This is a genomic window from Anoxybacillus sp. J5B_2022 (assembly GCF_026847645.1).
Lineage (GTDB): Bacteria > Bacillota > Bacilli > Bacillales > Anoxybacillaceae > Anoxybacteroides.
This window is the reverse complement of record NZ_JAPSMC010000017.1, coordinates 1-25,920: the sequence shown is the minus strand read 5'-3', so window position 1 is coordinate 25,920 and position 25,920 is coordinate 1. Positions and strand designations below refer to the sequence as shown.

The 25,920-nt window shown below is 43.9% G+C and carries 31 protein-coding genes; all 31 read left to right on the top strand.

Annotation, left to right across the window (positions count from 1 at the left end):
• Positions 1 to 31 precede the first annotated feature (31 nt).
• Positions 32 to 934: a tyrosine recombinase XerC gene (gene xerC, locus M4I42_RS06955; protein WP_268851487.1), complete on the top strand. Its 903-nt coding sequence runs from the start codon at positions 32 to 34 to the stop codon at positions 932 to 934.
• Positions 935 to 1,116: 182 nt separating this feature from the next.
• Complete coding sequence (hslV, locus tag M4I42_RS06950) at positions 1,117 to 1,659, top strand: ATP-dependent protease subunit HslV (protein WP_268851486.1); 543 nt, start codon at positions 1,117 to 1,119, stop codon at positions 1,657 to 1,659.
• A gap of 17 nt (positions 1,660 to 1,676) precedes the next feature.
• Positions 1,677 to 3,068 (top strand): HslU--HslV peptidase ATPase subunit, encoded by a 1,392-nt coding sequence (hslU, locus tag M4I42_RS06945; protein WP_268851485.1) that lies wholly within the window; start codon positions 1,677 to 1,679, stop codon positions 3,066 to 3,068.
• A 23-nt stretch (positions 3,069 to 3,091) separates the two neighbouring features.
• A complete protein-coding gene (gene codY, locus M4I42_RS06940; RefSeq protein WP_268851484.1) occupies positions 3,092 to 3,871 on the top strand; it encodes a GTP-sensing pleiotropic transcriptional regulator CodY in 780 nt (259 codons plus the stop codon).
• 144 nt (positions 3,872 to 4,015) lie between these two features.
• On the top strand, positions 4,016 to 4,408 hold the full coding sequence (flgB, locus tag M4I42_RS06935; RefSeq protein ID WP_268851483.1) for a flagellar basal body rod protein FlgB: 393 nt from the start codon (positions 4,016 to 4,018) through the stop codon (positions 4,406 to 4,408).
• Positions 4,409 to 4,411: 3 nt separating this feature from the next.
• Positions 4,412 to 4,864, top strand: a complete 453-nt coding sequence (gene flgC / locus M4I42_RS06930; protein ID WP_268851482.1) for a flagellar basal body rod protein FlgC — start codon at positions 4,412 to 4,414, stop codon at positions 4,862 to 4,864.
• 12 nt (positions 4,865 to 4,876) lie between these two features.
• The gene (fliE, locus tag M4I42_RS06925; RefSeq protein ID WP_268851481.1) at positions 4,877 to 5,176 is read left to right on the top strand and encodes a flagellar hook-basal body complex protein FliE; all 300 of its coding nucleotides are present in this window, start codon (positions 4,877 to 4,879) and stop codon (positions 5,174 to 5,176) included.
• Positions 5,177 to 5,231: 55 nt separating this feature from the next.
• Entirely contained in the window at positions 5,232 to 6,818 is a 1,587-nt protein-coding gene (fliF, locus tag M4I42_RS06920; protein ID WP_268851480.1) for a flagellar basal-body MS-ring/collar protein FliF, read from the top strand.
• 13 nt (positions 6,819 to 6,831) lie between these two features.
• The gene (fliG, locus tag M4I42_RS06915) at positions 6,832 to 7,851 is read left to right on the top strand and encodes a flagellar motor switch protein FliG (RefSeq protein ID WP_268851479.1); all 1,020 of its coding nucleotides are present in this window, start codon (positions 6,832 to 6,834) and stop codon (positions 7,849 to 7,851) included.
• The gene (gene fliH / locus M4I42_RS06910; RefSeq protein WP_268851478.1) at positions 7,835 to 8,608 is read left to right on the top strand and encodes a flagellar assembly protein FliH; all 774 of its coding nucleotides are present in this window, start codon (positions 7,835 to 7,837) and stop codon (positions 8,606 to 8,608) included. Before fliG ends, fliH begins: the two co-directional genes overlap by 17 nt.
• Positions 8,605 to 9,921: a flagellar protein export ATPase FliI gene (gene fliI / locus M4I42_RS06905; protein WP_268851477.1), complete on the top strand. Its 1,317-nt coding sequence runs from the start codon at positions 8,605 to 8,607 to the stop codon at positions 9,919 to 9,921. The genes fliH and fliI overlap by 4 nt, the downstream gene beginning before the upstream one ends.
• A 7-nt stretch (positions 9,922 to 9,928) precedes the next feature.
• Positions 9,929 to 10,381 carry a flagellar export protein FliJ gene (fliJ, locus tag M4I42_RS06900; protein ID WP_268851476.1) on the top strand — a complete coding sequence of 151 codons (453 nt, stop codon included), beginning with the start codon at positions 9,929 to 9,931 and terminating at the stop codon, positions 10,379 to 10,381.
• A complete protein-coding gene (locus M4I42_RS06895; protein ID WP_268851475.1) occupies positions 10,381 to 11,022 on the top strand; it encodes a MotE family protein in 642 nt (213 codons plus the stop codon). The genes fliJ and M4I42_RS06895 overlap by 1 nt, the downstream gene beginning before the upstream one ends.
• Positions 11,023 to 11,036: 14 nt before the next feature.
• Entirely contained in the window at positions 11,037 to 12,293 is a 1,257-nt protein-coding gene (locus M4I42_RS06890) for a flagellar hook-length control protein FliK (protein WP_268851474.1), read from the top strand.
• An 11-nt stretch (positions 12,294 to 12,304) separates the two neighbouring features.
• Complete coding sequence (locus M4I42_RS06885) at positions 12,305 to 12,799, top strand: FlgD family protein (RefSeq protein ID WP_268851473.1); 495 nt, start codon at positions 12,305 to 12,307, stop codon at positions 12,797 to 12,799.
• An 11-nt stretch (positions 12,800 to 12,810) separates the two neighbouring features.
• Positions 12,811 to 13,179, top strand: coding sequence for a TIGR02530 family flagellar biosynthesis protein (locus M4I42_RS06880; protein WP_268851472.1), 369 nt, complete (start codon positions 12,811 to 12,813; stop codon positions 13,177 to 13,179).
• Positions 13,180 to 13,258: 79 nt separating this feature from the next.
• Entirely contained in the window at positions 13,259 to 14,575 is a 1,317-nt protein-coding gene (locus M4I42_RS06875) for a flagellar hook-basal body complex protein (protein WP_268851471.1), read from the top strand.
• Positions 14,576 to 14,619: 44 nt separating this feature from the next.
• Complete coding sequence (locus tag M4I42_RS06870) at positions 14,620 to 14,841, top strand: flagellar FlbD family protein (RefSeq protein WP_268851470.1); 222 nt, start codon at positions 14,620 to 14,622, stop codon at positions 14,839 to 14,841.
• 13 nt (positions 14,842 to 14,854) lie between these two features.
• Positions 14,855 to 15,256 carry a flagellar basal body-associated protein FliL gene (gene fliL, locus M4I42_RS06865; protein WP_328284593.1) on the top strand — a complete coding sequence of 134 codons (402 nt, stop codon included), beginning with the start codon at positions 14,855 to 14,857 and terminating at the stop codon, positions 15,254 to 15,256.
• Positions 15,257 to 15,277: 21 nt separating this feature from the next.
• On the top strand, positions 15,278 to 16,282 hold the full coding sequence (gene fliM / locus M4I42_RS06860) for a flagellar motor switch protein FliM (protein ID WP_183183081.1): 1,005 nt from the start codon (positions 15,278 to 15,280) through the stop codon (positions 16,280 to 16,282).
• Positions 16,269 to 17,498 carry a flagellar motor switch phosphatase FliY gene (fliY, locus tag M4I42_RS06855; protein ID WP_268851469.1) on the top strand — a complete coding sequence of 410 codons (1,230 nt, stop codon included), beginning with the start codon at positions 16,269 to 16,271 and terminating at the stop codon, positions 17,496 to 17,498. Before fliM ends, fliY begins: the two co-directional genes overlap by 14 nt.
• A gap of 17 nt (positions 17,499 to 17,515) precedes the next feature.
• The gene (locus M4I42_RS06850; RefSeq protein ID WP_268851468.1) at positions 17,516 to 17,875 is read left to right on the top strand and encodes a response regulator; all 360 of its coding nucleotides are present in this window, start codon (positions 17,516 to 17,518) and stop codon (positions 17,873 to 17,875) included.
• A gap of 19 nt (positions 17,876 to 17,894) precedes the next feature.
• Entirely contained in the window at positions 17,895 to 18,557 is a 663-nt protein-coding gene (gene fliZ / locus M4I42_RS06845) for a flagella biosynthesis regulatory protein FliZ (RefSeq protein ID WP_268851467.1), read from the top strand.
• Positions 18,550 to 19,215, top strand: coding sequence for a flagellar type III secretion system pore protein FliP (gene fliP, locus M4I42_RS06840; protein ID WP_268851466.1), 666 nt, complete (start codon positions 18,550 to 18,552; stop codon positions 19,213 to 19,215). The genes fliZ and fliP overlap by 8 nt, the downstream gene beginning before the upstream one ends.
• A gap of 17 nt (positions 19,216 to 19,232) precedes the next feature.
• Entirely contained in the window at positions 19,233 to 19,502 is a 270-nt protein-coding gene (gene fliQ / locus M4I42_RS06835; RefSeq protein WP_268851465.1) for a flagellar biosynthesis protein FliQ, read from the top strand.
• 4 nt (positions 19,503 to 19,506) lie between these two features.
• Positions 19,507 to 20,280 (top strand): flagellar biosynthetic protein FliR, encoded by a 774-nt coding sequence (gene fliR, locus M4I42_RS06830; protein ID WP_268851464.1) that lies wholly within the window; start codon positions 19,507 to 19,509, stop codon positions 20,278 to 20,280.
• The gene (flhB, locus tag M4I42_RS06825) at positions 20,281 to 21,363 is read left to right on the top strand and encodes a flagellar biosynthesis protein FlhB (RefSeq protein WP_268851463.1); all 1,083 of its coding nucleotides are present in this window, start codon (positions 20,281 to 20,283) and stop codon (positions 21,361 to 21,363) included. It abuts the gene before it with no gap.
• 155 nt (positions 21,364 to 21,518) lie between these two features.
• Complete coding sequence (gene flhA, locus M4I42_RS06820; RefSeq protein ID WP_268851462.1) at positions 21,519 to 23,558, top strand: flagellar biosynthesis protein FlhA; 2,040 nt, start codon at positions 21,519 to 21,521, stop codon at positions 23,556 to 23,558.
• Entirely contained in the window at positions 23,555 to 24,685 is a 1,131-nt protein-coding gene (flhF, locus tag M4I42_RS06815; RefSeq protein ID WP_268851461.1) for a flagellar biosynthesis protein FlhF, read from the top strand. Before flhA ends, flhF begins: the two co-directional genes overlap by 4 nt.
• Positions 24,686 to 24,687: 2 nt before the next feature.
• Positions 24,688 to 25,557 carry a MinD/ParA family protein gene (locus tag M4I42_RS06810; protein ID WP_268851460.1) on the top strand — a complete coding sequence of 290 codons (870 nt, stop codon included), beginning with the start codon at positions 24,688 to 24,690 and terminating at the stop codon, positions 25,555 to 25,557.
• A gap of 7 nt (positions 25,558 to 25,564) precedes the next feature.
• Positions 25,565 to 25,920 (top strand): response regulator (locus M4I42_RS06805; protein ID WP_268851459.1); only part of this gene is annotated, 356 nt, incomplete at its 3' end.

The following is a 25,920-nucleotide window of genomic DNA, read 5'->3' as shown; positions in this document are numbered from 1 at the left end:
AATATTTAGTAGCCCTTGTGAGGTGTGGCAAATGGAAAATTTGAAAATTTCGTTACAATTATTCATAGAATATTTACAAATTGAAAAAAATTATTCACAATATACTGTTGCGTGTTACACGCATGATATTGAACAATTTTTCTCGTTCATGCGTGAGCAGGCGATCAAGCGACTAGAGGAAGTGACGTATAGCGATGTCCGTTTATATTTGACGAAGCTACATAACGAACGCTTCACGAGCCGATCCATCTCCCGTAAAATCTCGAGTTTGCGAAGTTTCTATAAATTTTTGTTACGGGAAAAGAAAGTCGCGGAAAATCCGTTTGCGCTTGCATCGCTGCCGAAGAAAGAACAAAAAATTCCTCATTTTTTGTACGAACAAGAATTAGAATGTTTATTTCATGTCAATGATTTAAATACAGCGATCGGTCAGCGCAATCAAGCGCTCCTTGAATTGCTTTATGCAACAGGTATTCGTGTTAGTGAATGTTGTCACATTCAACTTTCTCATATCGATTTTTCGCTTTCTACGATCTTAATTTATGGGAAAGGGAATAAACAACGCTACGTTCCGTTTGGAAGTTTTGCTAAAGAAGCGCTCGAACGATATGTGCAAAACGGACGAAACGAACTTTTGCAAAAAGGAAAAGTAGCGCATAGCTATTTGTTTGTGAACTTTCGCGGCAATCCTTTAACACCTCGAGGGGTACGCCACATTTTGAATGAAGTGGTTGAAAAAGCGGCGCTGACGCAAAAAGTGAGCCCGCACGTATTTAGGCACACGTTTGCCACTCATTTGCTCAATGAAGGGGCGGATATGCGTACCGTTCAAGAATTGTTAGGGCATGCGCATCTTTCGTCAACACAAGTGTATACGCATGTGACGAAAGATCGCCTGCGCCACATTTATTTGCGTACGCATCCGCGGGCTTAAACAAGAAAAGCGGAGAACGGTCCTTGGCGTAGCCAAGGAAACATCCGACGAAGCACAAGCTTTCGACGAAGCCGTGCATGCACGTCGAGCGGAGAAAGCGGAACGAAGGAGGATGTTAGTTCGCAGCTAGACAACGATTCAAATGTTTCTACTTTCTTGTCTTTTAAAAAGGAGGATTTGACATGGAACAATTCCATGCAACGACGATTTTTGCGATTCAACATAATGGCGCGTGCGCGATGGCTGGCGATGGCCAAGTGACGTTCGGCAATGCGGTCGTGATGAAACATACGGCGAGAAAAGTGCGGAAACTTTTTCACGGGAAAGTATTGGCAGGATTTGCAGGAGCAGTTGCGGATGCGTTTACATTGTTCGAAATGTTCGAAGGGAAGTTGGAAGAATTTAATGGAAACTTGCAACGTGCTGCCGTGGAATTAGCGAAAGAATGGCGCAGTGATAAAGTATTGCGCAGACTGGAAGCGATGCTCATTGTGATGGATGCACGCCATTTGCTTTTGATTTCTGGAACGGGTGAAGTGATCGAGCCGGACGATGGCATTTTAGCGATCGGATCAGGCGGGAACTACGCGCTTGCTGCCGGTCGGGCGCTGAAGCGATATGCTGGTGAGCAAATGACGGCTAAAGAAATTGCTGAAGCTGCTTTAGAAATTGCTGCGGATATTTGTGTGTATACGAACGATCACATCATCGTCGAAGAATTGTAGCGGAGGGGGGAAAAACGATGAATTTAACGCCTCGGCAAATTGTTGAAAAGTTGGATCAGTTTATCGTCGGTCAAAAAGAAGCGAAAAAGGCGGTGGCCATCGCTTTAAGAAATCGTTATCGTCGCAGCTTGCTCGATGAAAAATTACGCGATGAAGTCGTACCGAAAAACATATTAATGATCGGGCCGACAGGGGTAGGGAAAACCGAAATCGCTAGACGGCTTGCGAAACTGGTAGGCGCCCCATTCATCAAAGTGGAAGCAACGAAATTTACAGAGGTCGGTTATGTAGGGCGTGACGTGGAATCGATGGTGCGCGATCTTGTTGAAACATCTGTACGGCTTGTAAAAGAGCGGAAAATGAACGAAGTCAAAGACCGGGCGGAACAGCAAGCCAATAAGCGGCTCGTTGAACTGTTAGTACCCGGAAAGCAAAAACAGACGATCAAAAATCCGTTGGAGTTACTATTTGGCGGTGGCCAGACAGCGCAACAAGATGCAAGTTACAGCCAGGACGATCAATATATTGAACAAAAGCGGAAGCAAGTAGCCGCCCAGCTGGCAAACGGAGAGCTGGAGGACGAATTTGTGACGGTCGAAGTCGAAGAACAGCAAGCACTACTGTTTGACTTTTTGCAAGGTGCTGGCATTGAGCAAATGGGAATGAACATGCAAGATGCGCTCAGCAGCTTCATGCCGAAGCGGCGCAAAAAGCGAAAGCTGAAAGTGAGCGAAGCACGCAAAGTATTAATCAATGAAGAAGCGCAAAAATTAATCGATATGGACGAAGTAACGCAGGAAGCGGTTCACCTTGCCGAACAATCTGGAATCATTTTTATTGATGAAATCGATAAAATTGCGCGCAGAGGACAAAGTGCTTCCTCAGCGGACGTTTCTCGCGAGGGGGTGCAGCGCGACATTTTGCCGATCGTCGAAGGTTCAACGGTCATGACGAAATACGGCCCAGTGAAAACGGATTATATTTTATTTATCGCCGCAGGGGCATTCCATATGTCAAAGCCGTCCGATTTAATTCCGGAGTTGCAAGGGCGGTTTCCGATTCGGGTTGAGTTATCGAAACTAACCGTCGATGATTTTGTGAAAATTCTTGTGGAACCAAACAATGCGCTCATCAAACAATATACAGCACTTTTGGCAACAGAAGGTATACAACTTGAATTTTCTGACGATGCTATTCGTAAGATTGCAGAAGTGGCGTTTGAAGTCAATCAAACAACAGATAACATTGGAGCTAGACGGCTTCATACGATTATGGAAAAACTGTTGGAAGATTTATCATTTGAAGCACCGGATATTGTGTTAGAAAAAATCGTGATTACGCCGCAATATGTGGAACAAAAACTAGGGAATATTGTCAAAAACAAAGATTTAAGCGAGTTTATTTTGTAGGGAATATTAGGAGGCTGTTGAAGATGAACTTATTACAAAAAACAAGAACGATTAATGCAATGTTGCAAAAAGCAGCAGGGAAACCTGTTAATTTTAAAGAAATGGCGGAAACACTTTGCGAAGTGATCGAGGCGAACATATTTGTCGTCAGCCGCCGCGGAAAATTGTTAGGATTTGCGATTAAACAATCCATTGAAAACGAACGAATGAAAAAAATGCTAGAAGATCGTCAATTTCCGGAAGAATATACGAACAATTTGTTCAATATTACGGAAACATCGCCGAACTTGGATATTAACAGCGAATATACGGCGTTTCCGGTGGAAAACCGCGAGTTGTTTAAAACGGGCTTGACGACGATCGTGCCGATTAACGGCGGTGGCGAGCGGCTTGGAACGTTGATTTTATCAAGGCTCGACCGTGAATTTGATGATGACGATTTAATTTTAGCAGAATATGGCGCAACGGTTGTCGGAATGGAAATTTTACGCGAAAAAGCGGAAGAAATTGAAGAAGAAGCACGCAGTAAAGCAGTCGTGCAAATGGCGATCAGCTCACTATCGTACAGTGAATTAGAAGCGATTGAACATATTTTCGAAGAATTAGATGGAACAGAAGGACTACTTGTTGCTAGCAAAATCGCCGATCGTGTCGGCATTACGCGTTCGGTCATTGTCAACGCGTTGCGGAAGCTCGAAAGTGCAGGCGTTATCGAATCGCGCTCGCTTGGCATGAAAGGAACGTATATTAAAGTGCTAAACGATAAGTTTTTAACAGAATTAGAAAAGTTAAAAGCTAACTAAAGGAGCTGATTTTGTCAGCTCCTTTTATTGTGTGCTCAAAAGGCAAAAATAGTACAAACTTCCGGCTATACATTATTTACACATTCTTTTAAAATAGAAACTATCAGATATTGTCGAAAAAAGAAGATAAAGAGGGGATTTTCGGTGAAATTATTTTCCCGCACGTTTACTATGCTCGAACAAAGCCTTGATTATGCGTCGCTAAAACAGAAAGTGATCGCGAACAACATCGCGAATGCGGACACACCGAATTATAAAGCAAAAGATGTACGCTTTAAGACGGAGCTCGAACAAGCGATGGCACCGCTTGAAGCGTATCGGACGAATCCGAAACATTTTTCGTTTAAAAGCTCTGATACTAGCAATTTTTTAGTGACGACAAGAAGTGATGTAGTATACAATCATAATGGAAATAGTGTCGATATTGACAAAGAAATGTCGGATTTAGCCGAAAACCAAATTTATTACAATGCATTAATTGAGCGGCTAAACGGCCAGTTTAATACGTTAAAAACGGTCATTAAAGGAGGAAAATAATCCGTGTCGATTTTTCAAAGCTTAAATACAACAGCTTCAGCGTTAACCGCTCAGCGGCTAAGAATGGACGTTATTTCCTCCAATATGGCTAACGTCGATACGACGCGCGCGAAATTAGTCAATGGACAATGGGAGCCGTACCGGCGGAAAGTAGTAGTCATGGAGCCGAACGAGGGAGGCTTTTCTTCGTATTTACAGGCAGCGATGGATGATCGTTCGTCGGTCGGAAGCGGGGTAAAAGTTACAAAAATTGTGGAAGATCCGACTCCATTTAAGCTTGTGTATGATCCAACGAACCCCGACGCGAACAAAGACGGCTATGTCCAATTGCCGAACGTCGATCCGTTAAAAGAAATGGTCGATTTAATGAGTGCCACTCGTTCATACGAAGCGAATGTGACGGTATTCAACGCGTCCAAAGGAATGCTGATGAAAGCGTTAGAAATCGGGAAATAAGGAGAATGAGCCATGATTAACGGAGTTAACGCAAATTTGTTTTCAACTGCTGCTACGGCAACGGCTACATCGGTGAAACCAGCGGAGGCACAAAAAGAGTTTGCTGCTTTTTTAAAAGACGCGATCCATAAAGTGAACGACGAGCAAATTCAGGCAAATCAATTGACAGAAAAATTAGTGAAAGGCGAAAACGTCGACTTGCATCAAGTGATGATCGCTGCGCAAAAAGCGAGCATTTCCTTGCAGCTTGCGATCGAAATTCGCAATAAAGCGATTGAAGCATATCAAGACATGATGCGGATGCAAGTATAATTGATGCGCTACGAAACGAGCACTCTATTTATCTTGCAATAATCGGAGGAATACTATGAACGAAAGAATAAAAGAGTGGCTTACGCGATTGGCAGCTTTTTGGCGGGAAAGAACGAAAGCACAAAAAACAATGGCGGTAGGTGCGCTCCTTCTTTTCTTTGCCATTGTCGGGACGGCCTCGTATTTTGCGACGAAAACGAATTTCGTCCCGCTATACAGCAACCTTACGCCGCAAGAAGCCGGACAAATTAAAGCCACGCTTGACCAGCGCGGTGTTCAGTCCGAAGTAGCTGATAACGGCACAACGATAAAAGTCCCAGAAAAGTTGGCAGATACGCTAAAGGTCGAATTAGCGGCAGAAGGAATTCCTGACAGCGGGAGCATTGATTATTCCTTTTTCGGGAAAAACGCTAGCTTTGGTATGACAGATAATGAGTTTAATGTTGTTAAGCTGAAAGCGATGCAAACAGAACTGGCGAATTTAATTAAAAATATTGACGGTGTGGAAGATGCCAAGGTGATGATCAATCTTCCACAGCCGAGCGTATTTGTGTCGGATGATCAGGGTGAGGCGTCTGCTTCTGTCGTCCTAAAAACAAAACCGGGGTATAAATTTAGCGACGAACAAATTAAAGCACTCTATCATCTCGTATCAAAAAGCGTCCCTAATCTTCCTACTGATAATATCGTCATTATGAACCAATATTTTGAGTACTTTGACCTAAAAAATGATGAAAAATTTTCGACAGCGACGGCGTTCACGACGCAAAATGAGATTAAAAAGCAAATTGAACGCGACATTCAACGGCAAATTCAGCAAATGCTTGGTACGATGATGGGGCAAGATAAAGTAGTTGTGTCCGTGACAGCGGACGTCGATTTCACACAAGAAAATCGCGAGGAAAATCTTGTCGCTCCAGTCGACGAACAAAATAAACAAGGGATCGCGGTGAGCGTGCAACGTATTAAAGAAACATACTCTGGTCAAGGTGCCCAGCCGGGTGGGGTGACTGGTTCTGGTACAAATGACGTTCCGAGCTATCAAGCATCAACAAGCGGTTCGAACGGTGACTATGAAAAAACGGAAGAAACGATTAATAACGAAGTGAACCGAATTAAAAAGCATATTGTCGAAAGTCCGTATAAAGTGCGGGATTTAGGCATTCAAGTAATGGTGGAGCCGCCGAACCCGAAAAACCCGAATTCTTTGCCGCAACAAACAGTCGATGATATTAAGAAAATTTTAGGCACGGTTGTTCGCACATCGATTAATAAACAAGACGGACAAACGTTGACCGATCAAGACATTCAAAACCGAATTGTCGTTTCGGTGCAAAAATTCAATGGGAAAACAGATTTTACACAGCCGCAGTCAACGATTCCAACATGGGCTTATATCGCCGGGGGCGCGCTTTTGCTCGTGCTAATCGGTTTAGTCGTCTTTCTCTTTATGCGCAAACGGAAAAAAGAGAACGAAGAGATCAAGGAGCTTATCGATTCATCGCCTACGCCAGAACTTCCGGATATTCACGAAGAAAAGGAAACAGAAGCAACGTTGCGACGTAAACAACTGGAAAAACTGGCGAAAGAAAAGCCGGATGAGTTTGCTCAATTGTTAAGAACATGGTTAGCAGAAGACTAGAAGGAGGGGGAAAATGGCGAAGAAAGAAAAAAAAGGGGAACTAACGGGAAAACAAAAAGCGGCCATACTCCTCATTTCGCTCGGACCGGATGTGTCCGCATCGGTTTATAAGCACTTATCAGAAGAGGAAATCGAAAAATTAACGCTAGAAATTTCTAACGTTCGTCAAGTGGCGGCACAAGAAAAAGAGGAAGTGTTGGAGGAGTTTCATCAAATCGCCTTGGCGCAAGATTATATCGCCCAAGGCGGGATTGCCTATGCGAAAGAAGTGTTAGAAAAAGCGCTTGGTTCGGAAAAAGCGTTAAATATCATCAACCGGCTGACATCTGCGTTGATGGTTCGCCCGTTTGACTTCGCGCGCAAAGCGGATCCGGCGCAGCTATTAAACTTCATTCAAAACGAGCATCCGCAGACGATTGCCCTTGTCCTTTCTTATTTAGAACCAGCACAAGCCGGGCAAATTTTATCGTCGCTTCCACAAGAGATGCAAGCGGATATTGCTCGTCGAATTGCGTTGATGGACAGCACATCGCCAGAAGTCATTAACGAAGTGGAACAAATTTTAGAACGAAAGCTTTCGGCTACTGTTGTACAAGATTATACGCAAACAGGCGGCATCGAAGCGGTCGTCGAAGTGTTAAACGGAGTAGACCGGGCGACAGAACGCACGATTTTAGATGCGCTTGAAATTCAAGATCCAGAATTAGCGGAAGAAATTAAGAAACGGATGTTTGTCTTTGAAGATATTGTGACGCTCGATAACCGTGCGATTCAGCGCGTTATTCGCGAAGTTGATAATAACGATTTAATGCTGGCATTAAAAGTATCGAGCGACGAAGTGAAAGAAGTCGTCTTCCGGAACATGTCAACGCGCATGGCGGAAACGTTCAAAGAGGAAATGGAGTTTATGGGACCTGTTCGCCTCCGCGATGTGGAGGAAGCACAATCGCGCATTGTAGCAGTGATTCGCCGTCTCGAAGAAGCGGGCGAAATCGTTGTAGCACGCGGTGGAGGAGATGATATTATTGTCTAATGTCATTAAAGCTCCGTTTACAAAAACCGACCACCAAAATAAAAAAATGATTGAAATAAAACATTATTTTCTGAAACAGCCAGATGCTTCACCACTCGATCAAGAAGAACAAGAAGATGCGCAAATGCTGATCGAGCAAGCGAAGCAGGAAGCGCAATTGATTCAACAAGAAGCAGAACAATATTATCATTCAGTGAAGCAGCAAATTTTACAAGAGCAAGAACAGTGGCAAATCGAGAAACAACAGCTTGCGGCAATGGCCCAGCAAGAAGGATATGAAGCCGGCTTTGTTCAAGGGAAAGAAGAAGCGCTTCGCCAATATCAAGGGCTCCTTCACGATGCTAGACGCATCGTCGAAACAGCAAACGAACAGTTTTATGAACAAATTGAAGCGGCAAGTGAAACGATTTTGCTCATCGGGCTAAAAGTAGCCGAGCGCATTCTTGGTGAGAAACTTACAGAAAGTCATGAACATTTCCTTTCGCTTGTCACACGGGCGATGAAAGAAGTGCGAGAGCAAGCCGAAGTGAAAATTTACGTTCATCCGCGCTATTATGAATGGCTTGTGCAGCAGAAAGACGAACTAAGAGCAATATTTAATCAATCGACAGATCTTTTTATTTACCCGGATGAGCAATTATCTGAAAACGGATGTGTCATTGAAACACCGTTCGGGCGTATCGACGCAAGCGTGGATACGCAGTTGCAGCAAATAAAGCAACAGTTGCTTGAACGGCTCGAGGAGGCGGAACGGTGAATTGGCAAACGTTGCTTCACGACATCGAAACGATCGACTCCTATAAGCGGTTCGGAAAAGTGACGCGCGTCATCGGTTTGATGATCGAAGCGAAAGGCCCAGAAAGCTCTATCGGAGACGTTTGTTATATTCATGTCGGCGGGGGAAGAAAAAAGCAGAAAATTGCTGCTGAAGTTGTCGGCTTCCGAGAGCAACATGTGTTGCTAATGCCATTTTCCACCGTTCAAGATATTTCCCCAGGTTGTATTGTAGAGGCGACTGGGAAACCGCTACAAATCAAAGTCGGTGCAGATTTAGTCGGCAAAGTGCTAGATTCACTTGGTCAGCCGCTCGATGGGAGCGCGCTTCCGAAAGGCTTACGGTCGTTATCGATCGAGCAAGAGCCGCCGAATCCGCTATTGCGGCCGCCGATTGCTGAACCGGTCGAAGTCGGTGTTCGCTTGATCGATAGCTTGCTGACCGTAGGAAAAGGCCAGCGCGTCGGCATTTTCGCCGGCTCTGGTGTCGGCAAAAGTACATTGCTTGGCATGATTGCTCGCAACACAAATGCGGATTTGAACGTCATCGCCCTAATTGGTGAACGGGGACGTGAGGTGCGTGAGTTTATCGAACGAGATCTTGGCCCGGAAGGTCTTGCCCGCTCGGTCGTAGTCGTCGCTACTTCGGATCAGCCGGCGCTCATGCGCATTAAAGGTGCGTATACGGCGACAGCGATTGCCGAGTATTTCCGTGATAAAGGGATGAACGTCATGCTAATGATGGATTCCGTCACGCGTGTGGCGATGGCGCAGCGGGAAGTAGGGCTAGCGATCGGGGAGCCGCCGACAACGAAAGGGTATACGCCATCTGTGTTTGCGATTTTGCCGAAGTTGCTTGAGCGGACGGGAACGAACGAACATGGCACGATCACTGCGTTTTATACAGTGTTAGTCGATGGGGACGATATGAACGAACCAATCGCTGATACCGTTCGTGGCATTTTGGATGGGCATTTCGTGTTGGAGCGGAATTTAGCGAATAAAGGGCAATATCCAGCGATTAATGTGCTCAAAAGCATTAGCCGTGTGATGAATTATATCATTACGCCAGAGCATAAAGCGGCAGCTGAAAGATTTCGCCAACTCCTTTCGACATACATGCATTCAGAAGATTTGATTAATATCGGAGCATATAAACGTGGGTCATCGCGGGAAATTGATGAGGCGATTCGTTATTATCCGAAGCTTCTTGAGTTTTTAAAGCAAGATACACACGAAAAATTCACGAAAGAAGAAAGCATTGATATGCTGCTTCAGCTCGTGCACTCAGGGTGAGTAAACGATGATCCGTTCATTTAAGTTAGATAAACTATTAACGATTAAAGAAAAAGAAAAGGAAAAAGCGCTTAGCGAATATAACGAAGCGGTGAAGCGATTTGAAGAGGTGGCGGAAAAGCTGTATCATCTGTTAAAACAAAAGGAAGACTACGAAGAGATGTACAAACAAAAAATGAGCGAAGGTCTTGCCATTCAAGATATCCGCCATTTTCGGCAATTTGTGACGAACTTAGAACGAACCATTTCTCATTACCAACAACTAGTGATCCAAGCACGAGAGCATATGTTTTTCAAACAGACGAAGTTAACGGAAGTAACGATCGAAGTAAAAAAATATGAAAAAATGAAAGAAAAACATGAAGAAGCTGTACAAAAAGCGATTCAGACAGCGGAAAACCGATGGATGGATGAAGTTTCGTTGCAGCAATTTGTCCATCGTAAGAATTGGGTGAGATGATGAAAGAACAAGGAATCGAAAAAGAGATCGACGTAGAAGCGGAAGAGAAAGTTGGAAAGTTAAAATGGTTCTTGTTTGTGATCGTCATACCGCTTTTATTTACGATCACGCTAGCACTTGTTATTGCCACTGTTGCCGGTTTTAATGTGTTTGGCGCTGTTCAAAAATATGGGTCGAACATTCCTTTTCTATCGGAATGGATGAACGGCAAACAACAATCAGCGGAGCAAGTGTTACAAAAAACGATGCTCGAGCAAAAAGCGATGATCGAAGAAAAAACGCAACAAGTCAAAAAGCTCGAAAAAGAAATCAAAAATAAACAAAGTGAAATCGATGCGCTAAAGCAAGAAATCAAGCGGTTAAATGCCGAACTATCAGCTAAACAGAAACAAGAAACAACGTCAACATCGCCAAGTGAAACAAAGCCGACCATTCAAGATATTGCGAAAATGTATGAAACGATGTCGCCGAAAAATGCGGCTGCGATTATTCCGAAAATGTCGGATCAAGAAGCTGTCCGCATTCTTTCCACGTTAGGCAGGGATACAGCAGCGGCGATTCTTGAAAAAATGACACCGGCGGATGCGGCGAAATATACCGCGCTTTTGACAAAAGAAGCACAAGCAAACGCGAAGCAATGAAAGGAGGTGAGAAAATGATTAGCCCGGTCGTTTTTCCGCCAGCAACGATAGTATCACCAATTGCGCCGAAACAAGAAGCAACGGCGTCCGGATTTGCGGCACTATTGACTAATACGAAACAGGCAATGCTGCCACAAGACGAACTGAGCAGCACGTCATCGTCTTTGCCGGTGCTTCCGGCTTATCCGACGGAATTGTACAACGAGCTGCAGCAATTGTTCGATTCGATTCCGATCGATGAAGGGTATGCGCGACAAGAGACGTTGAATGATCCTATAGTTGGACAGCTGCTTCAGCGATTGCCGACAGCGTTGAAAGAACAAGTAACCGAAGTGTTTGTTCCAGGTCGTTCGGTTGAGCAAATGGTTGAAGATGAAAAGGCGTTAGAAAACAACGGGACGTTGCTTGCAGTTGCCCTCATGCTGTTTCAATTAGAGCAAAGACAACTTCCGCTTCCGTCTGACGCGCTCGAAGGATTGCAGCAACGGCTCGCAACGGTCTTTCCAGTCAACGAAACCGTTGTTCCATCTCATGTAGGTGATAGGAACGTGCGGGCATTGCTTGACAAATTAAGCCGCTCATTGCAAGTACAAAATCAAGCGGCAGCGTTACTATCGAATGATTTTTCTAAAGGGATATTCCATATTCGCCCATCACTAGAACAGCAAATACCACAAACAGAACAGCTAAAGCAAGAAACGCAGCTTTCTCATGAAGCTGTCGCTCCAACGTTAATCAACAATGAAGAACTAGCGAATAGCGAAGAAGAGTTAGCAACCGCTCTCGTTGGGGGGAAAGTGTTGAGTGAACATACCATTTCATTGCCGTCGAATGCAGCAAAAAGTGATGTTCAACGATCGTTCGTTTACCAATTGACAGAAATTATGAAAACAGGCAAGTTTACGAAGGGCCCTAATGGCCAATCACAGCTCGTCATCCGGCTGCATCCAGAGCACTTAGGAACGTTGACGATTAAGCTCATTGCTCAAAAGGATGGGGAGTTAGCCGCGAAAATTGTGACGAATACAACCGCTGCAAAAGAGTTAGTGGAAGCAAGTATTCACCAAATTCGTCATATTATCCCGACGGAAAATATTGTCGTAGAGCGGTTTGATGTATGGACACAACAGGAATTTGATGGAATGAACCGGCATCCACAGCAGCACCAATCGAAACAACCGTTTGAACATGAAAAACAAGCCGAGAAATCAGAACGAGCTGCCGAAGAGTTTGCAGATGCGCTACAAGAGGAACTAAATACGACTATTTAGGAGTGAGTGGGATGGCTACTACTAACACGATCGACTCTAGTTTATTTTTAAGCAACTATAAACCGGCGGAACGAAAAACAGGGCAGCAAACGTTAGGCAAAGACGATTTTTTAAAAATATTAATTGCACAACTGGAGCATCAAGACCCGTTAAATCCGATGGAAGATAAAGAATTTATTTCGCAAATGGCTAGTTTTTCGACGTTAGAGCAGATGGTCAATATGTCGACGATGATGCAAAAATTTATTGATTCGCAATCAGCGACGTCGGAAAAATTGACGAGCATGTCGGATTCGTTGCAGCAGCTTGTCCAGCAACAAAGCATTCAGTCGTTAACGCGATATAGCGAATTGATTGGCAAACTAGTGGAGTGGAGTACTACAGCAGGCGAAAAGAAATCTGCGCTAGTAAAGTCTGTTCTTCAACAAGGAACAAAGTGGATGTTAGAGTTAGATAACGGTGATACGATTTCACCATCTGATGTAACAAAAGTAACAGAGTCATAGGGGGTGAGCGTTTGAGTTACCGGGTGCAGTTTTTTCCACGTACACCGCTTGTACCGAATGCTTCCCAGACGCGAAAGGCAATCGCTTCACCATCGTTTCGCGAGGCGTTGTCCGAAGCGAAGCAAACATTGAAAATTAGCAAACATGCGCAACAACGGTTAGAAGAGCGAAATATTTTGATCGATGAGCAGCAATGGGCGCTCATTGGGCAAAAAGTGTTGGAGGCGAAGCAAAAAGGGGTACGGGATTCACTAGTATTAACAAATCAGGCGGCGCTTATTGTGAACGCAGCCAATCAAACGGTCATTACAGCGATGAACCGTGAAGAAGCACAAGCGCAACTGTTTACGAACATTAACGGTGCGATTATTTTAGAATAAGGCTGGACCATTTTGGAGGCCAAGAGCTTGCGGAATGACAGAAGCGGCTCAAAATTACGAATAAGGAGAGGATTTCTTTATGCTTCGATCCATGTTTACAGGAATTGGTGGAATTCGCAACTTCCAATATAAACTAGACGTCATCGGCAACAATATTTCCAACGTCAATACGTACGGGTATAAAAAAGCGCGCGTTACATTTAAAGATCTCGTCTCCCAACAAATTTCTGCTGCGACGTCATCCACTGGGACGCGCGGGGGGATTAACGGAAAACAAATCGGGTTAGGAAGCGGCCTAGGCTCCATCGAAACGATTCATACACAAGGTTCGACGCAAACGACATCGCGTCCGCTTGATTTGGCGCTTGGCGGCGACGGCTTTTTCGTCGTTGGGTCGATTAATGATGTGACGTTAATTAGTATGGATGGACCAGCTGGAAAATTAGGGACAAATAAAGTGAATACAGGAGTTCCGATTGATCAAGTGTTCAATTTGAACTTTACACGTGCGGGGAACTTTTATTTAGATGAATACGGTTATGTTGTAAACTCCGATGGACAATATTTAATCGGTGAAGCAGCGATTAAAACATTGCCTTCTGCCGAAAACCTTAATCAAGTTAACACTTTAAGAACTCAGCTTGATAGTTTTGTTAATGGACCTGGAGGGTTAGTTAATTTTATTCAAAATTGGAAAAATAATTTTGATCCTCCTTCGTTTACTAAATTTAATACTTTTATCAATAACTTTAATACGCAAATTAATAATATGAATACGAATATCGGCAACTTTAATAACAAAGTTTCGCCCAATGCAAGCATTAACAACATGACAACAATTCCGACGAGCGGATGGCCAACTACGTTGGATCAAGCCGAAAAAATGATGGGACCTTACTTGGAAGGAATTAGCGGTTTTGTTGAAAGTGTCCAACGAGTGTTACAAGATTATAGTGAGCCAAAATACGGAAATGTGACTAGCTTTGAGCCAGGACTCATTCAAATTCCGAAGACGGCGAAAAGCTTTGGAATTACCGCAGACGGGAAAGTGACGTTTATCGACAGCAACGGGCAATTAAAAATTGCTGGACAAATTTTATTAGCGCAATTCCCGAACCCAAGTGGCTTAGAAAAAATGGGTGGCAATACGTTTAAAGAAACGAACAACTCAGGGAAACTCGACCGAAATGCGAACGGTTTAACGATTAATGAATTATCGCGTCCAGGGTTAAACGGAGCTGGTGAAATTATTTCCGGCGCACTGGAAATGTCGAACGTCGATCTTTCTGAAGAGTTTACCGAAATGATCGTCGCCCAACGTGGCTTCCAAGCAAATACGCGCATTATTACAACGTCCGATGAAATTTTGCAAGAACTTGTCAACCTAAAGAAATAATAAGGGAGGGAGGGCACTAGACGCCGTCTAGTGCCCACATACATATGATCACATTGACGCGGCTAAATGGAAAAACATTTACGTTAAACGCGCTATACATAGAACAAGTGGAAGCCTTTCCCGATACAACGATCACATTAACGAACGGCAAAAAAATTGTCGTACGCGAATCTGTACAGGATGTGGTAGAACTCGTCAAACAATTTTACCAACAAATTTCAATTTTAGGGCTTCCTCGAGAGGTGGAGGGATTAAATAGTGAGTAAACTATGGAAAATAATGCTCGTTACATTAGTGAGCATTACGCTTATATCGGTCGTTGCATTAGTGATTGTTTTGAAATTTACCGGCAATCAAGAGAAAAAAGCACCGACGGCGGATGAAATTGTCGCTAGTTCGGTGGATGTGCCAGAAATTACGACAAACTTAGCCGACGGAAGTTTTATCAAAATTTCATTTAAAATCCAGATGGACAGCAAAGATGGGAAAGCCGAGGCAGAAAAGCGCGATTTTCAAATAAAAGATATTATTATCGAGCAATTATCGATGATGAAACCAGCCGATTTTAACGGGGAGCAAGGAAAGACGAACTTAAAAAATCGCTTGAAAGAAAAAATTAATCAAATTATGCAAGATGGGAAAGTGGAGCAAGTGTACATTACTTCCTTCATCCTCCAATAACTATGCGAGGAGGTGATAGCGTTGTCTGGTGAAGTGTTATCGCAAAGTGAAATTGATGCGTTGTTAGCGGCGTTGTCTGCAGGAGAAATGGATGCGGAGGAACTAAAAAAAGAAGAAGCGGATAAAAAAGTAAAAGTATATGACTTTAAACGTGCGCTTCGCTTTTCCAAAGACCAGATTCGCAGCCTTACCCGCATTCATGAAAACTTTGCAAGGCTGCTAACGACGTTTTTCTCAGCGCAATTACGGACGTATGTGCAAATCTCTGTCGCTTCGGCTGATCAAATTCCGTACGAAGAATTTATTCGCTCCATTCCAAAGATGACGATTTTAAACGTATTTGAAGTGCCGCCATTAGACGGTCACATTATTATGGAAGTCAACCCAAACATTGCCTATGCGATGCTTGACCGTGTGATGGGCGGACGGGGCGTGAGCTTAAATAAAGTGGACAATTTAACGGAAATTGAGATGCGAATTATGTCCAATTTGTTTGAAAAAGCGTTCAGCAATTTGCGTGATGCATGGGAATCGGTCACTGAAATTGATCCGATGTTAACCGAATTTGAGGTGAATCCGCAATTTTTGCAAATGGTATCGCCGAATGAAACGGTTGTTGTCATTTCGTTAAACACGCAAATTGCCGAAACGAGCGGGATGATTAACATATGTATTCCGCACGTTGTGTTAGAGCCAATTATTCCTCGTCTTTCCGTTCATTATTGGATGCAGACGCAAAAGAAAGAACGGATTCCCGAAGAAGTGGAAGTATTGGAAAAACGAATTAAAGTGGCGAAACTGCCAGTTATTGCGGAGTTAGGGACAGCGATGATTACAGTGCAAGAATTTTTACAATTGGACGTAGGTGACGTTATTCAACTTGACCAATCGATTCACGAGCCATTAATTATTAAAATTGGCGATGTGCCGAAATTTATTGGTCAGCCAGGAAAAAGGAATAAGCGCTTGGCAATTCAAGTGCTGGATACGATGAAAGGGGGAGAAGACAACGATGATGAGCGATGATATGCTATCCCAAGATGAGATTGATGCACTGTTGCGCGGAACGGCGAGTTTTGATGATACTCCGCCCGCCACTCCGTCTGTCGACGACGTATTATCGACGATGGAGCAAGATGCGTTAGGGGAAATTGGCAACATTTCGTTCGGTAGCTCAGCAACGGCGCTTTCGATGTTATTAAACCAAAAAGTAGAAATTACAACACCGAGCGTATCGGTCATTCGCCGAGAAGATGTGCCACAAGAGTTCCCACACCCGTACGTAGCTATCCAAGTGAACTATACAGACGGTTTTTTAGGAACGAATTTGCTCGTCATTAAACAGTCTGACGCAGCGATTATCGCTGATTTAATGCTTGGCGGCGACGGGCTGAACCCAGCTGATTTGTTAGGAGAAATTCAGTTAAGCGCTGTTCAAGAAGCAATGAACCAAATGATGGGTTCAGCGGCAACATCGATGTCAACAATTTTCGGGAAAAAGGTGGATATTTCGCCGCCGACGCTTCATTTACTAGATGTGAAAGAAGGCGAAGGAATCGAATATTTGCCGCCAGAAGATATTTTAATTAAAATTTCGTTCCGTCTAAAAATTGGAAACTTAATTGACTCGAACATTATGCAGCTATTGCCGGTTGATTTCGCAAAAGAGTTAGTGCAAAATTTATTGCAAATGTCTAGTCCGAGCGAGCCTGCATCCGATAAAATAGACGTGGAGAATAGCGGGGGGAACAATGCACCATCTCCTTCTTCGATGACGAATCTGTCGAATCAAACGGCTTATGGCTATGGGCAACCGGTACCTCACATGCCGCAAGAGTCGTATCCATCTTATGCACATGCGCAACAACCGCCGCATACGCCGAATCATTTTGGCGCCGGCGCCTATGCGGGAATGGGACAGCAGCATGTCCAACCGGTTGATTTTGCAAGCTTTGAACCAGTTCCTTTAGTGGAAGCAGAAACGCGCAATTTGAACATGCTTCTTGATATACCGTTGCAAGTGACGGTTGAACTAGGAAGAACGAAGCGATCGGTGCAAGACATTTTAAACCTTTCGTCTGGAGCGATCATTGAACTCGATAAGCTTGCAGGGGAACCGGTCGATATACTCGTCAACAACAAATTAATTGCCAAAGGGGAAGTTGTTGTCATCGACGAAAATTTCGGTGTGCGCGTGACCGATATTATTAGCCAGAGCGATCGTTTAAAAAAATTAAAATAATGTAGGAGGTTTTTGGAATGGCGAGAATTTTAATCGTAGATGATGCAGCATTTATGAGAATGATGATCAAAGACATTTTAACAAAAAACGGACATGAAGTCGTCGCAGAAGCAGCAGACGGGGTTCAGGCTGTTGAGAAATATAAGGAAGTTCGCCCAGATTTAGTGACGATGGATATTACGATGCCAGAAATGGACGGGATTACAGCGCTAAAAGAAATTCGGAAATTTGATAGCAACGCTAAAGTCATTATGTGCTCTGCCATGGGACAGCAGGCGATGGTGATCGATGCGATTCAAGCGGGGGCGAAAGATTTCGTCGTTAAACCGTTCCAAGCGGATCGCGTGATTGAAGCGATTAACAAAACGCTTAGCTAACATAAGAGGTGGAACGAATTTGCTTCAACTCCGAACCATTTTACTCACATTTATATGGTTAGTAGCGATGGTTGCTTCGCAAACAAGTACGCCTGTGTTTGCGGAGCAATCTCCTACTGTCAAACAATGTTTAGAACATCCGGAAACGTGCGAAAAATCAACGGCTGTTAATCAAAAAGGGACAACCGATCAGCAGCCGGCGCAAGCAGTCTCCTCGTTTACTGCTTGGGATGTCGTAAAATTAATTTTCGCAACGTTGTTTGTGTTAGCGCTTATTTACGCATTGTTGCGGTTTATGAATCAACGAGGCCGCTTTTTGTCGAAACGCGGCTTAGTCGAACATCTCGGCGGTGCTCATGTTGGGACAAATCGTTCCGTCCAGCTTGTAAAAGTAGGGAAACGCATTTTTGTAGTAGGTGTCGGCGATTCCGTTCATTTGTTACGAGAAATTGATGACGAAGAAGAAATAAAGGAACTATTGGCGATGCATAACGAATCGCTACAAAAAATGTTAGAACCGAACGAGTTGCTCACTTCATGGTTGCATCGTTTAATGAAAAAGGAAACGAAACAGGAAACAACCTCGTTTCGCGATTTATTCGCCCAACAAATGCAAGAATTAACGAAAGAGCGCCAAAAGCTGCTGAAGCAGATAGAGAAGGGGACAACGTCCGATGAATGAGTTTATGCAGTTTTTTAACCAGGTGGCTCCGGAAAATGTTTCAATGTCGGTAAAGCTGTTACTACTATTGACGGTATTTTCGATTGCACCGGGCATTTTAATTATGATGACTTGCTTTACTCGCATTATCATCGTCTTATCGTTTGTTCGTACATCGCTTGGAACGCAGCAAATGCCGCCAAACCAAGTGCTCATCGGGTTAGCGTTATTTTTAACGTTTTTTATTATGGCACCGACGTTTAAGCAAATTAACGATCAAGCTCTTCAACCATTGTTTTCTGAAAAAATCAACTTAGAGCAAGCATACGAGCGCGCTTCTGTTCCGCTCAAAGAGTTTATGAGCGAACATACAAGGCAAAAAGATTTGGCGCTATTTTTAACATACAGCGGGGCAAAAACGCCAAAAACCGTTCAAGACATTCCGTTGACTACGCTTGTTCCTGCTTTTGCGATTAGCGAAATTAAAACCGCGTTTCAAATGGGATTTATGATTTTTATTCCGTTTCTCGTCATTGACATGGTCGTTGCGAGTGTGCTGATGTCAATGGGAATGATGATGCTTCCGCCAGTCATGATTTCGTTGCCGTTTAAAATTTTATTATTCGTTTTAGTCGATGGCTGGTATTTAGTCGTCAAATCGTTACTGGAAAGCTTTTGAAAAGTGGGTGAACGAATGTGAATGCTAACGTCGTAGTCCAACTTGCCGAACGGGGCGTGTATATGATTTTAATCGTTTGTGGTCCGCTATTGTTGCTGGCGCTTGCCGTTGGTTTGCTAATCAGCATTTTTCAAGCAACTACACAAATTCAAGAACAAACGCTTGCCTTTGTTCCGAAAATTGTTGCGGTGTTAATTGGGCTCGTTTTTTTCGGTCCGTGGATGCTGTCGCGAATGGTTTCTTATGCATACGAAATTTTAAATAATTTAACCCGATTTGTAGGCTGATCGTATGGAGCAAGTGTTGTCCTATTTCCCGGCATTTTTATTAGTGTTCGCCCGAGTGGCGTCCTTTTTTACAACGATGCCATTATTTTCGTACCGGACCATTCCGAATGCACATAAAATTGGCTTGTCATTTTTTGTTAGCTGGATCATGTTTCTCGGAATGAAAAAGGAAGTGATTCCGCTCGATGACACGTACGTATTGCTTGTCGGCAAAGAAGTATTGGTCGGTCTTTGTCTCGGTTTTTTCGCTTATATGATAATGGCAGCGATCCAAATTGTTGGCGGGCTTATTGATTTTCAAATGGGGTTTGCGATTGCCAACGTCATTGACCCGCAAACGGGGGCGCAAAGCCCGTTGATGGGGCAATATTTATATACGTTTGCGCTTTTGTTGCTGCTGTCTTTAAATGGGCACCATCTTTTATTGGATGGGGTATTTTATAGCTATCGGTTCATTCCGTTGCATACGGTTGTTCCGTTTAGTGACGAGAGTTTTGCGCGCTTCGCGTTAAAAGCGTTCAGCGAAATGTTTATTATCGCGTTTCAAATGTCCGCTCCGATCGTCGGGTGTTTATTTTTAGTCGACGTTGCGCTTGGTGTTGTCGCGCGAACGGTGCCGCAACTAAATATTTTTGTTGTCGGACTACCTGTGAAAGTGATCGTCGGTTTTTTGTTGCTGATGGTGATGATGGCGACATTGTTTATCGCTGCCCAACATCTGTTCGAAACGATGTTTATGTCATTACGTGATCTCATGAACATAATAGGGGGCAGGTAAATGAAAGCATTACGTCTTGATTTGCAGTTTTTTGCTGGAGAAAAAACGGAAAAAGCGACGCCGCGCAAGCGTCAAGAAGTGCGCGAAAAAGGACAAGTTGCCAAAAGCGCGGATTTAAACACTGCAATCGTGCTGCTATTTGTTTTTGCTGCCCTTTTATTTTCCGGTAGTTTGTATAAAGAAGCGTTTTTTCGGCTTTTGCAACAATCATTTCAACAATATATCAAAGCAGATGTGACGATTGACTCGGTGCACCTTTTATTTTTAACAATTCTTAAGCAAGTAGCGTGGATCGTTGCCCCTATTTTTCTCGTCGCTATTTTTGGTGCATTGATCGCTAATTTTTTGCAAGTTGGTTTTTTATTTACGACCGAGCCGCTGCAAATGAAATTAAGCAAGCTTGATCCGATTCAAGGGTTTAAGCGGATGTTTTCGTTGCGTTCGTTTGTAGAATTATTAAAATCGATTTTAAAAATTGCGTTTGTTGGGTTTATCACATTTTTTGTGCTATGGACGAAACTTGAACAAATTTTGTCGTTAACAACGAAATCGTTGAACACGACATTAAGCTCGTTAGCTAGTTTAGCGGTTCAAATGGGGCTTTATGCGTCCGCCGCTTTATTGTTTCTTGCATTTTTAGATTATTTATATCAACGGTTCGATTTTGAAAAAAATATCCGCATGTCGAAACAAGAAATTAAAGAAGAGTATAAGAAAACCGAAGGGGATCCGTTGATCAAATCGAAAATTAAGCAAAAACAACGGGAAATGGCGATGAAGCGCATGATGCAAGAAGTACCGAAAGCCGATGTTGTCATCACGAACCCGACGCACTATGCGGTGGCGCTAAAATATGAGGACGGGAAAATGGATGCGCCGATTGTGATTGCAAAAGGGGTGGATTATATGGCGCTGAAAATTAAACAACTAGCAAAAGAGCATGATGTCGTGACGGTGGAAAATCGCCCACTCGCTAGGGCATTATATAGTCAAACGGAAATTGGCGACGCGATTCCGGAGCAGTTTTTCAAAGCGGTGGCGGAAATTTTAGCGTATGTATACCGTTTAAAACGAAAAATTTAGCAGTATACAAGCTAGACTACTCATTTTTCCGACTTGTCGGAGCAATTCGGTGACTTGCTTTCGCCACGCGACACTCGAAAAGTAACCATAAAAGACGGGAACGTTAAAATGCTAAATTGCATCTATAAGAGATGCTATTCAAGGAGAGAAAAAGAATGCCAGCAAGAGACTTATCAGTGTTGCTTATGGTTGTGCTCATTGTGGCAATGTTAATTATTCCGCTTCCAACGTGGCTTCTTAGTGTTCTCATTATTATTAATATTTCCCTTGCACTGCTAGTGCTTTTGACATCGATGAATATGCGCGAGCCGCTGCAATTTTCGATTTTTCCATCGCTTTTGCTCCTTTTAACGTTGTTTCGTTTAGGGTTGAACGTATCGACCACTCGTTCTATTTTAAGCAGAGGAGAAGCAGGTGGCGTCGTCGAAACGTTCGGGACGTTCGTTGTCGGGGGAAACGTCGTCGTCGGCTTCGTCGTGTTCTTAATTTTAATTATTATTCAGTTTGTCGTGATCACGAAAGGGGCGGAGCGCGTTTCCGAAGTAGCGGCGCGTTTTACGCTTGATGCGATGCCGGGAAAACAAATGAGCATTGATGCCGATTTAAACGCCGGCATGATTTCGGAACAGGAAGCGCGCCAACGCCGCGAAAAAGTGGCGCAAGAAGCCGATTTTTACGGAGCGATGGACGGGGCGAGCAAATTCGTCAAAGGGGATGCGATTGCCGGCATTATTATTGTGATTATTAACATGTTATTCGGCATGGTCGTCGGCGTCGTTCAACAAGGACTAGACGTGGCGGAAGCAGCCCATCGTTATACGTTGCTAACAGTTGGGGACGGTATCGTCAGCCAAATTCCTGCGCTGCTCATTTCCACCGCAACAGGGATTGTCGTCACTCGAGCAGCGTCTGATAGCAACCTCGGCGGCGATATTATGCGACAGTTGTTCGCCTTCCCAAAAATGCTTTACGTAACGGCTGGAACGATTTTTTTATTAGGATTGTTTACCCCGATTAACGACGTGTTAACGATCCCGATCGCTGGATTGCTAGCGCTTGGAGGATATCATTTCTCGACAAGATCGGCGAAAGAAGAAGAAACGGTGGTAGAAGAGCAAGGCGAAGTGGCTGAAATGGACCAAATGAAAAGTCCGGAAAGTGTTGTTAATTTACTGAGTGTAGACCCGATTGAATTTGAGTTTGGTTATGCGCTTATTCCACTCGCAGATGCCAATCAAGGCGGGGATTTGTTGGATCGCATCGTCATGATTCGCCGGCAACTAGCGCTTGAACTTGGTCTTGTTATCCCAGTTGTGCGCATTCGCGACAACATTCAGCTCCAGCCGAATGAGTATCGCTTAAAAATTAAAGGGGATGAAGTGGCGAGAGGCGAGTTGCTGCTCGATCATTATTTAGCGATGAGTCCGGGAATCGACGATGATTCGATTGAAGGAATTGATACGCTTGAGCCTGCTTTCGGTTTGCCGGCAAAATGGATTTCTGAAGAAATGAAGGAGCAAGCCGAAATGTTCGGTTACACGGTGGTTGACCCGCCGTCGGTCGTATCAACGCATATTACGGAAGTGTTAAAAGCGCATGCCCATGAATTGCTCGGTAGACAAGAAACGAAGCAATTAGTTGATCACTTAAAAGAGTCGTATCCGATTTTAGTGGAAGAGGTCACCCCAACCCCACTTTCTATCGGCGATGTGCAAAAAGTATTGGCAAAATTATTACGAGAAAAAGTATCGATTCGCAATTTGCCGGTCATTTTTGAAACGCTTGCGGATTTTGGGCGGGTGACAAGCGATACGGACATATTAACAGAATATGTCCGTCAAGCGCTCGCGCGGCAAATTACGAGCCAGTACGCGGTATCCGGCGAACCGTTGCGGGTCATTACGTTGTCAGGCAAAGTGGAAAAAGCTGTGGCAGAAGGAGTGCATCAAACCGAGCACGGAAACTACTTGTCGCTTGATCCGAGCGTATCGCAAGCAATCATTGAATCAGTAGCGATGCAACTAGAGCAGAACGCCATCCAAAACCAAACGCCAATTTTGCTTTGTTCACCAGCGGTAAGGATGTACGTGCGCCAGCTTACAGAGCGTTATTTTCCTCATGTTCCTGTCTTATCTTATAATGAATTAGAGGCAACGGTGGAAGTTCAAAGTGTCGGGGTGGTGGATATCGAATGAGAGTAAAAAAATTTGTCGCTCCATCGATGCCGGAAGCGATGAAAATGATTCGGGCAGAGCTTGGAAACGATGCGGTCATTTTAAATTCAAAAGTCGTTCATAAAGGCGGGTTCTTCGGGTTGTTCACGAAAAAAAATATCGAAGTAATTGCTGCCGTGGACCCAAAACCAGCCCGTTCTGCCGTGACAGAAAAAAAAGGGAAATCGGTAGAAAAGCTTTCCGAGCGACCGGTGCAAGAAGGAAAGCAGCTAGCTGATGCAGCACTGTTGGGGGAAATAACCGAACTAAAAGCAATGCTGAAACAGCTTTCTACGAATGTAACGACGAATTTTGCCACTTACCCACAACCGTTAAACGAATTAAATGAATCGTTAGCCGCACAAGAGCTATCGAATACGCTTCGGCAAGAAATGATGGGGGAGTTAGTGGAGCGATGGTATTTGCAGCGAGGCGAGGCAAACAAGAAGCAACTTTTGCAGTGGACAAAAGAGCTGTTGCTAAAGAAAATGGCTGATTTGTCGTTTGGCGGTATTTCATTTACGAAAAAATACGTCAACGTCGTTGGACCGACAGGCGTCGGCAAGACGACGACATTGGCGAAAATCGCTGCACATTGCGTATTGAAGCATCAGAAAAAAGTAGCGTTTATTACGACAGATACGTACCGTATTGCGGCGATTGAGCAGTTAAAAACGTATGCGAAAATTTTAGACGTTCCGTTAGAAGTATGTTATAACATCGATGATTTTCGCGAAGCGAAGAAAAAATTTTCCGTGTACGATCTCATTTTTATTGATACAGCTGGGCGAAACTTCCGCAACCAACAATACGTGCAAGATTTGCGGGAAATTATTGATTTTGACGCCGAGATGGAAACGTTTCTCGTGTTGGCATTAACGGCAAAATATTCGGATATGAAAACCATTTACGAACAATTTTCGCTCATTCATATTGATCGTATAATTTTTACTAAATTAGATGAAACGAGCCAATACGGGGCGATGTTCAATTTAATGACCGATTATCACGTCGGCGTAGCCTATTTGACGAACGGTCAGAACGTTCCTGATGACATTATTGAAGCATCTCCAGAAAAAATTGTGAATACGTTGCTTGGGGTCGATTGAAGATGAGAGATCAAGCAGAAAGCTTACGTCTAAGATTAAGTCGAATGAACAAAGGCGCGGAAACGAAAGCGATTGCGGTCATTAGCGGAAAAGGCGGTGTGGGAAAGTCTAATTTTTCGCTTAATTTTGCGCTATCGTTATCCAATCGAGGCTTTCACGTACTGCTATTTGACATGGACATTGGCATGGGGAACATCGATATTTTGCTCGGTCAGTCGTCACAGACGACGATTATTGATTTATTTCAGCGGCGCATCTCCATTCAAGAGTTAATCCGAAAAGGACCGGGCAACTTATCTTTTATTTCCGGCGGAACAGGGCTAGCGAAGCTATTCGCGATGGATAATGAAAAAGTCGATTATTTTTTAGAGCAACTTCAATCGGTGTCTACACAGTACGACTACTTTATTTTCGATATGGGGGCGGGCATGTCAGAAGACCGGCTACGGTTATTAATGGCCGTTCATGAAATTTTTGTTATTACCACTCCCGAACCGACTGCCATTATGGATGCGTACGCAGCGATGAAATACATTCACTTGCAAGAAAAAAAGGTACCATTTTATGTGATTGTCAATCGCGCCCAAACAGATCAAGAGGGACGCGACACGTTGCAGCGGCTGAAAAACGCGATGAAACAGTTTCTTGGCAAAGACGTAACAAAATTAGGCATTTTGCCGGAAGACCGCACCGTTTCTAAAGCGGTCACAAGCCAAACACCGTTTCTGCTGTTCGACCCAGCAACGAAAATTAGTCGGGCGATGAATGAACTAGTAGAACGTTATTTAGCGAATCGGACGTTCGACGAAGCGACTGCTTCCCGTCCTGCCAATTTTTTTGCGCGGTTGCGCCAATTTCTGTTAGAAAGGTAGGGAGTTTATGAAGCACATCAAAGTATTAGTCGTCGATGACTCCGCCTTTATGCGAAAAGTAATTACAGATTTTTTATCGGAACATCCGCAAATTGAAGTCGTTGGAACAGCTCGCAACGGAAAAGATGCACTGGAGAAAATTTCATCCCTCCGCCCTAACGTCGTTACGATGGACGTCGAAATGCCGGTGATGAACGGACTAGAGGCGTTAAAGACGATCATGGAAAACGCCCCTTTGCCGGTCGTCATGCTTTCGAGCACAACAAAAGAAGGGGCAGAAAATACGATTTTAGCGATGCAATACGGAGCGGTCGATTTTGTCACGAAACCGTCCGGCAATATTTCGCTTGATTTATATAAAGT

What these genes read in the sequence shown, in the direction of transcription:
- xerC (WP_268851487.1), top strand. Translation starts at nt 32, where the DNA reads ATGGAAAATTTGAAAATTTCGTTACAATTATTCATAGAATATTTACAA.
- hslV (WP_268851486.1), top strand. Translation starts at nt 1,117, where the DNA reads ATGGAACAATTCCATGCAACGACGATTTTTGCGATTCAACATAATGGC.
- hslU (WP_268851485.1), top strand. Translation starts at nt 1,677, where the DNA reads ATGAATTTAACGCCTCGGCAAATTGTTGAAAAGTTGGATCAGTTTATC.
- codY (WP_268851484.1), top strand. Translation starts at nt 3,092, where the DNA reads ATGAACTTATTACAAAAAACAAGAACGATTAATGCAATGTTGCAAAAA.
- fliE (WP_268851481.1), top strand. Translation starts at nt 4,877, where the DNA reads ATGATTAACGGAGTTAACGCAAATTTGTTTTCAACTGCTGCTACGGCA.
- fliF (WP_268851480.1), top strand. Translation starts at nt 5,232, where the DNA reads ATGAACGAAAGAATAAAAGAGTGGCTTACGCGATTGGCAGCTTTTTGG.
- fliG (WP_268851479.1), top strand. Translation starts at nt 6,832, where the DNA reads ATGGCGAAGAAAGAAAAAAAAGGGGAACTAACGGGAAAACAAAAAGCG.
- fliH (WP_268851478.1), top strand. Translation starts at nt 7,835, where the DNA reads ATGATATTATTGTCTAATGTCATTAAAGCTCCGTTTACAAAAACCGAC.
- fliJ (WP_268851476.1), top strand. Translation starts at nt 9,929, where the DNA reads ATGATCCGTTCATTTAAGTTAGATAAACTATTAACGATTAAAGAAAAA.
- M4I42_RS06895 (WP_268851475.1), top strand. Translation starts at nt 10,381, where the DNA reads ATGAAAGAACAAGGAATCGAAAAAGAGATCGACGTAGAAGCGGAAGAG.
- M4I42_RS06890 (WP_268851474.1), top strand. Translation starts at nt 11,037, where the DNA reads ATGATTAGCCCGGTCGTTTTTCCGCCAGCAACGATAGTATCACCAATT.
- M4I42_RS06885 (WP_268851473.1), top strand. Translation starts at nt 12,305, where the DNA reads ATGGCTACTACTAACACGATCGACTCTAGTTTATTTTTAAGCAACTAT.
- M4I42_RS06875 (WP_268851471.1), top strand. Translation starts at nt 13,259, where the DNA reads ATGCTTCGATCCATGTTTACAGGAATTGGTGGAATTCGCAACTTCCAA.
- M4I42_RS06870 (WP_268851470.1), top strand. Translation starts at nt 14,620, where the DNA reads ATGATCACATTGACGCGGCTAAATGGAAAAACATTTACGTTAAACGCG.
- fliL (WP_328284593.1), top strand. Translation starts at nt 14,855, where the DNA reads ATGCTCGTTACATTAGTGAGCATTACGCTTATATCGGTCGTTGCATTA.
- fliY (WP_268851469.1), top strand. Translation starts at nt 16,269, where the DNA reads ATGATGAGCGATGATATGCTATCCCAAGATGAGATTGATGCACTGTTG.
- M4I42_RS06850 (WP_268851468.1), top strand. Translation starts at nt 17,516, where the DNA reads ATGGCGAGAATTTTAATCGTAGATGATGCAGCATTTATGAGAATGATG.
- fliP (WP_268851466.1), top strand. Translation starts at nt 18,550, where the DNA reads ATGAATGAGTTTATGCAGTTTTTTAACCAGGTGGCTCCGGAAAATGTT.
- fliR (WP_268851464.1), top strand. Translation starts at nt 19,507, where the DNA reads ATGGAGCAAGTGTTGTCCTATTTCCCGGCATTTTTATTAGTGTTCGCC.
- flhB (WP_268851463.1), top strand. Translation starts at nt 20,281, where the DNA reads ATGAAAGCATTACGTCTTGATTTGCAGTTTTTTGCTGGAGAAAAAACG.
- flhA (WP_268851462.1), top strand. Translation starts at nt 21,519, where the DNA reads ATGCCAGCAAGAGACTTATCAGTGTTGCTTATGGTTGTGCTCATTGTG.
- flhF (WP_268851461.1), top strand. Translation starts at nt 23,555, where the DNA reads ATGAGAGTAAAAAAATTTGTCGCTCCATCGATGCCGGAAGCGATGAAA.
- M4I42_RS06810 (WP_268851460.1), top strand. Translation starts at nt 24,688, where the DNA reads ATGAGAGATCAAGCAGAAAGCTTACGTCTAAGATTAAGTCGAATGAAC.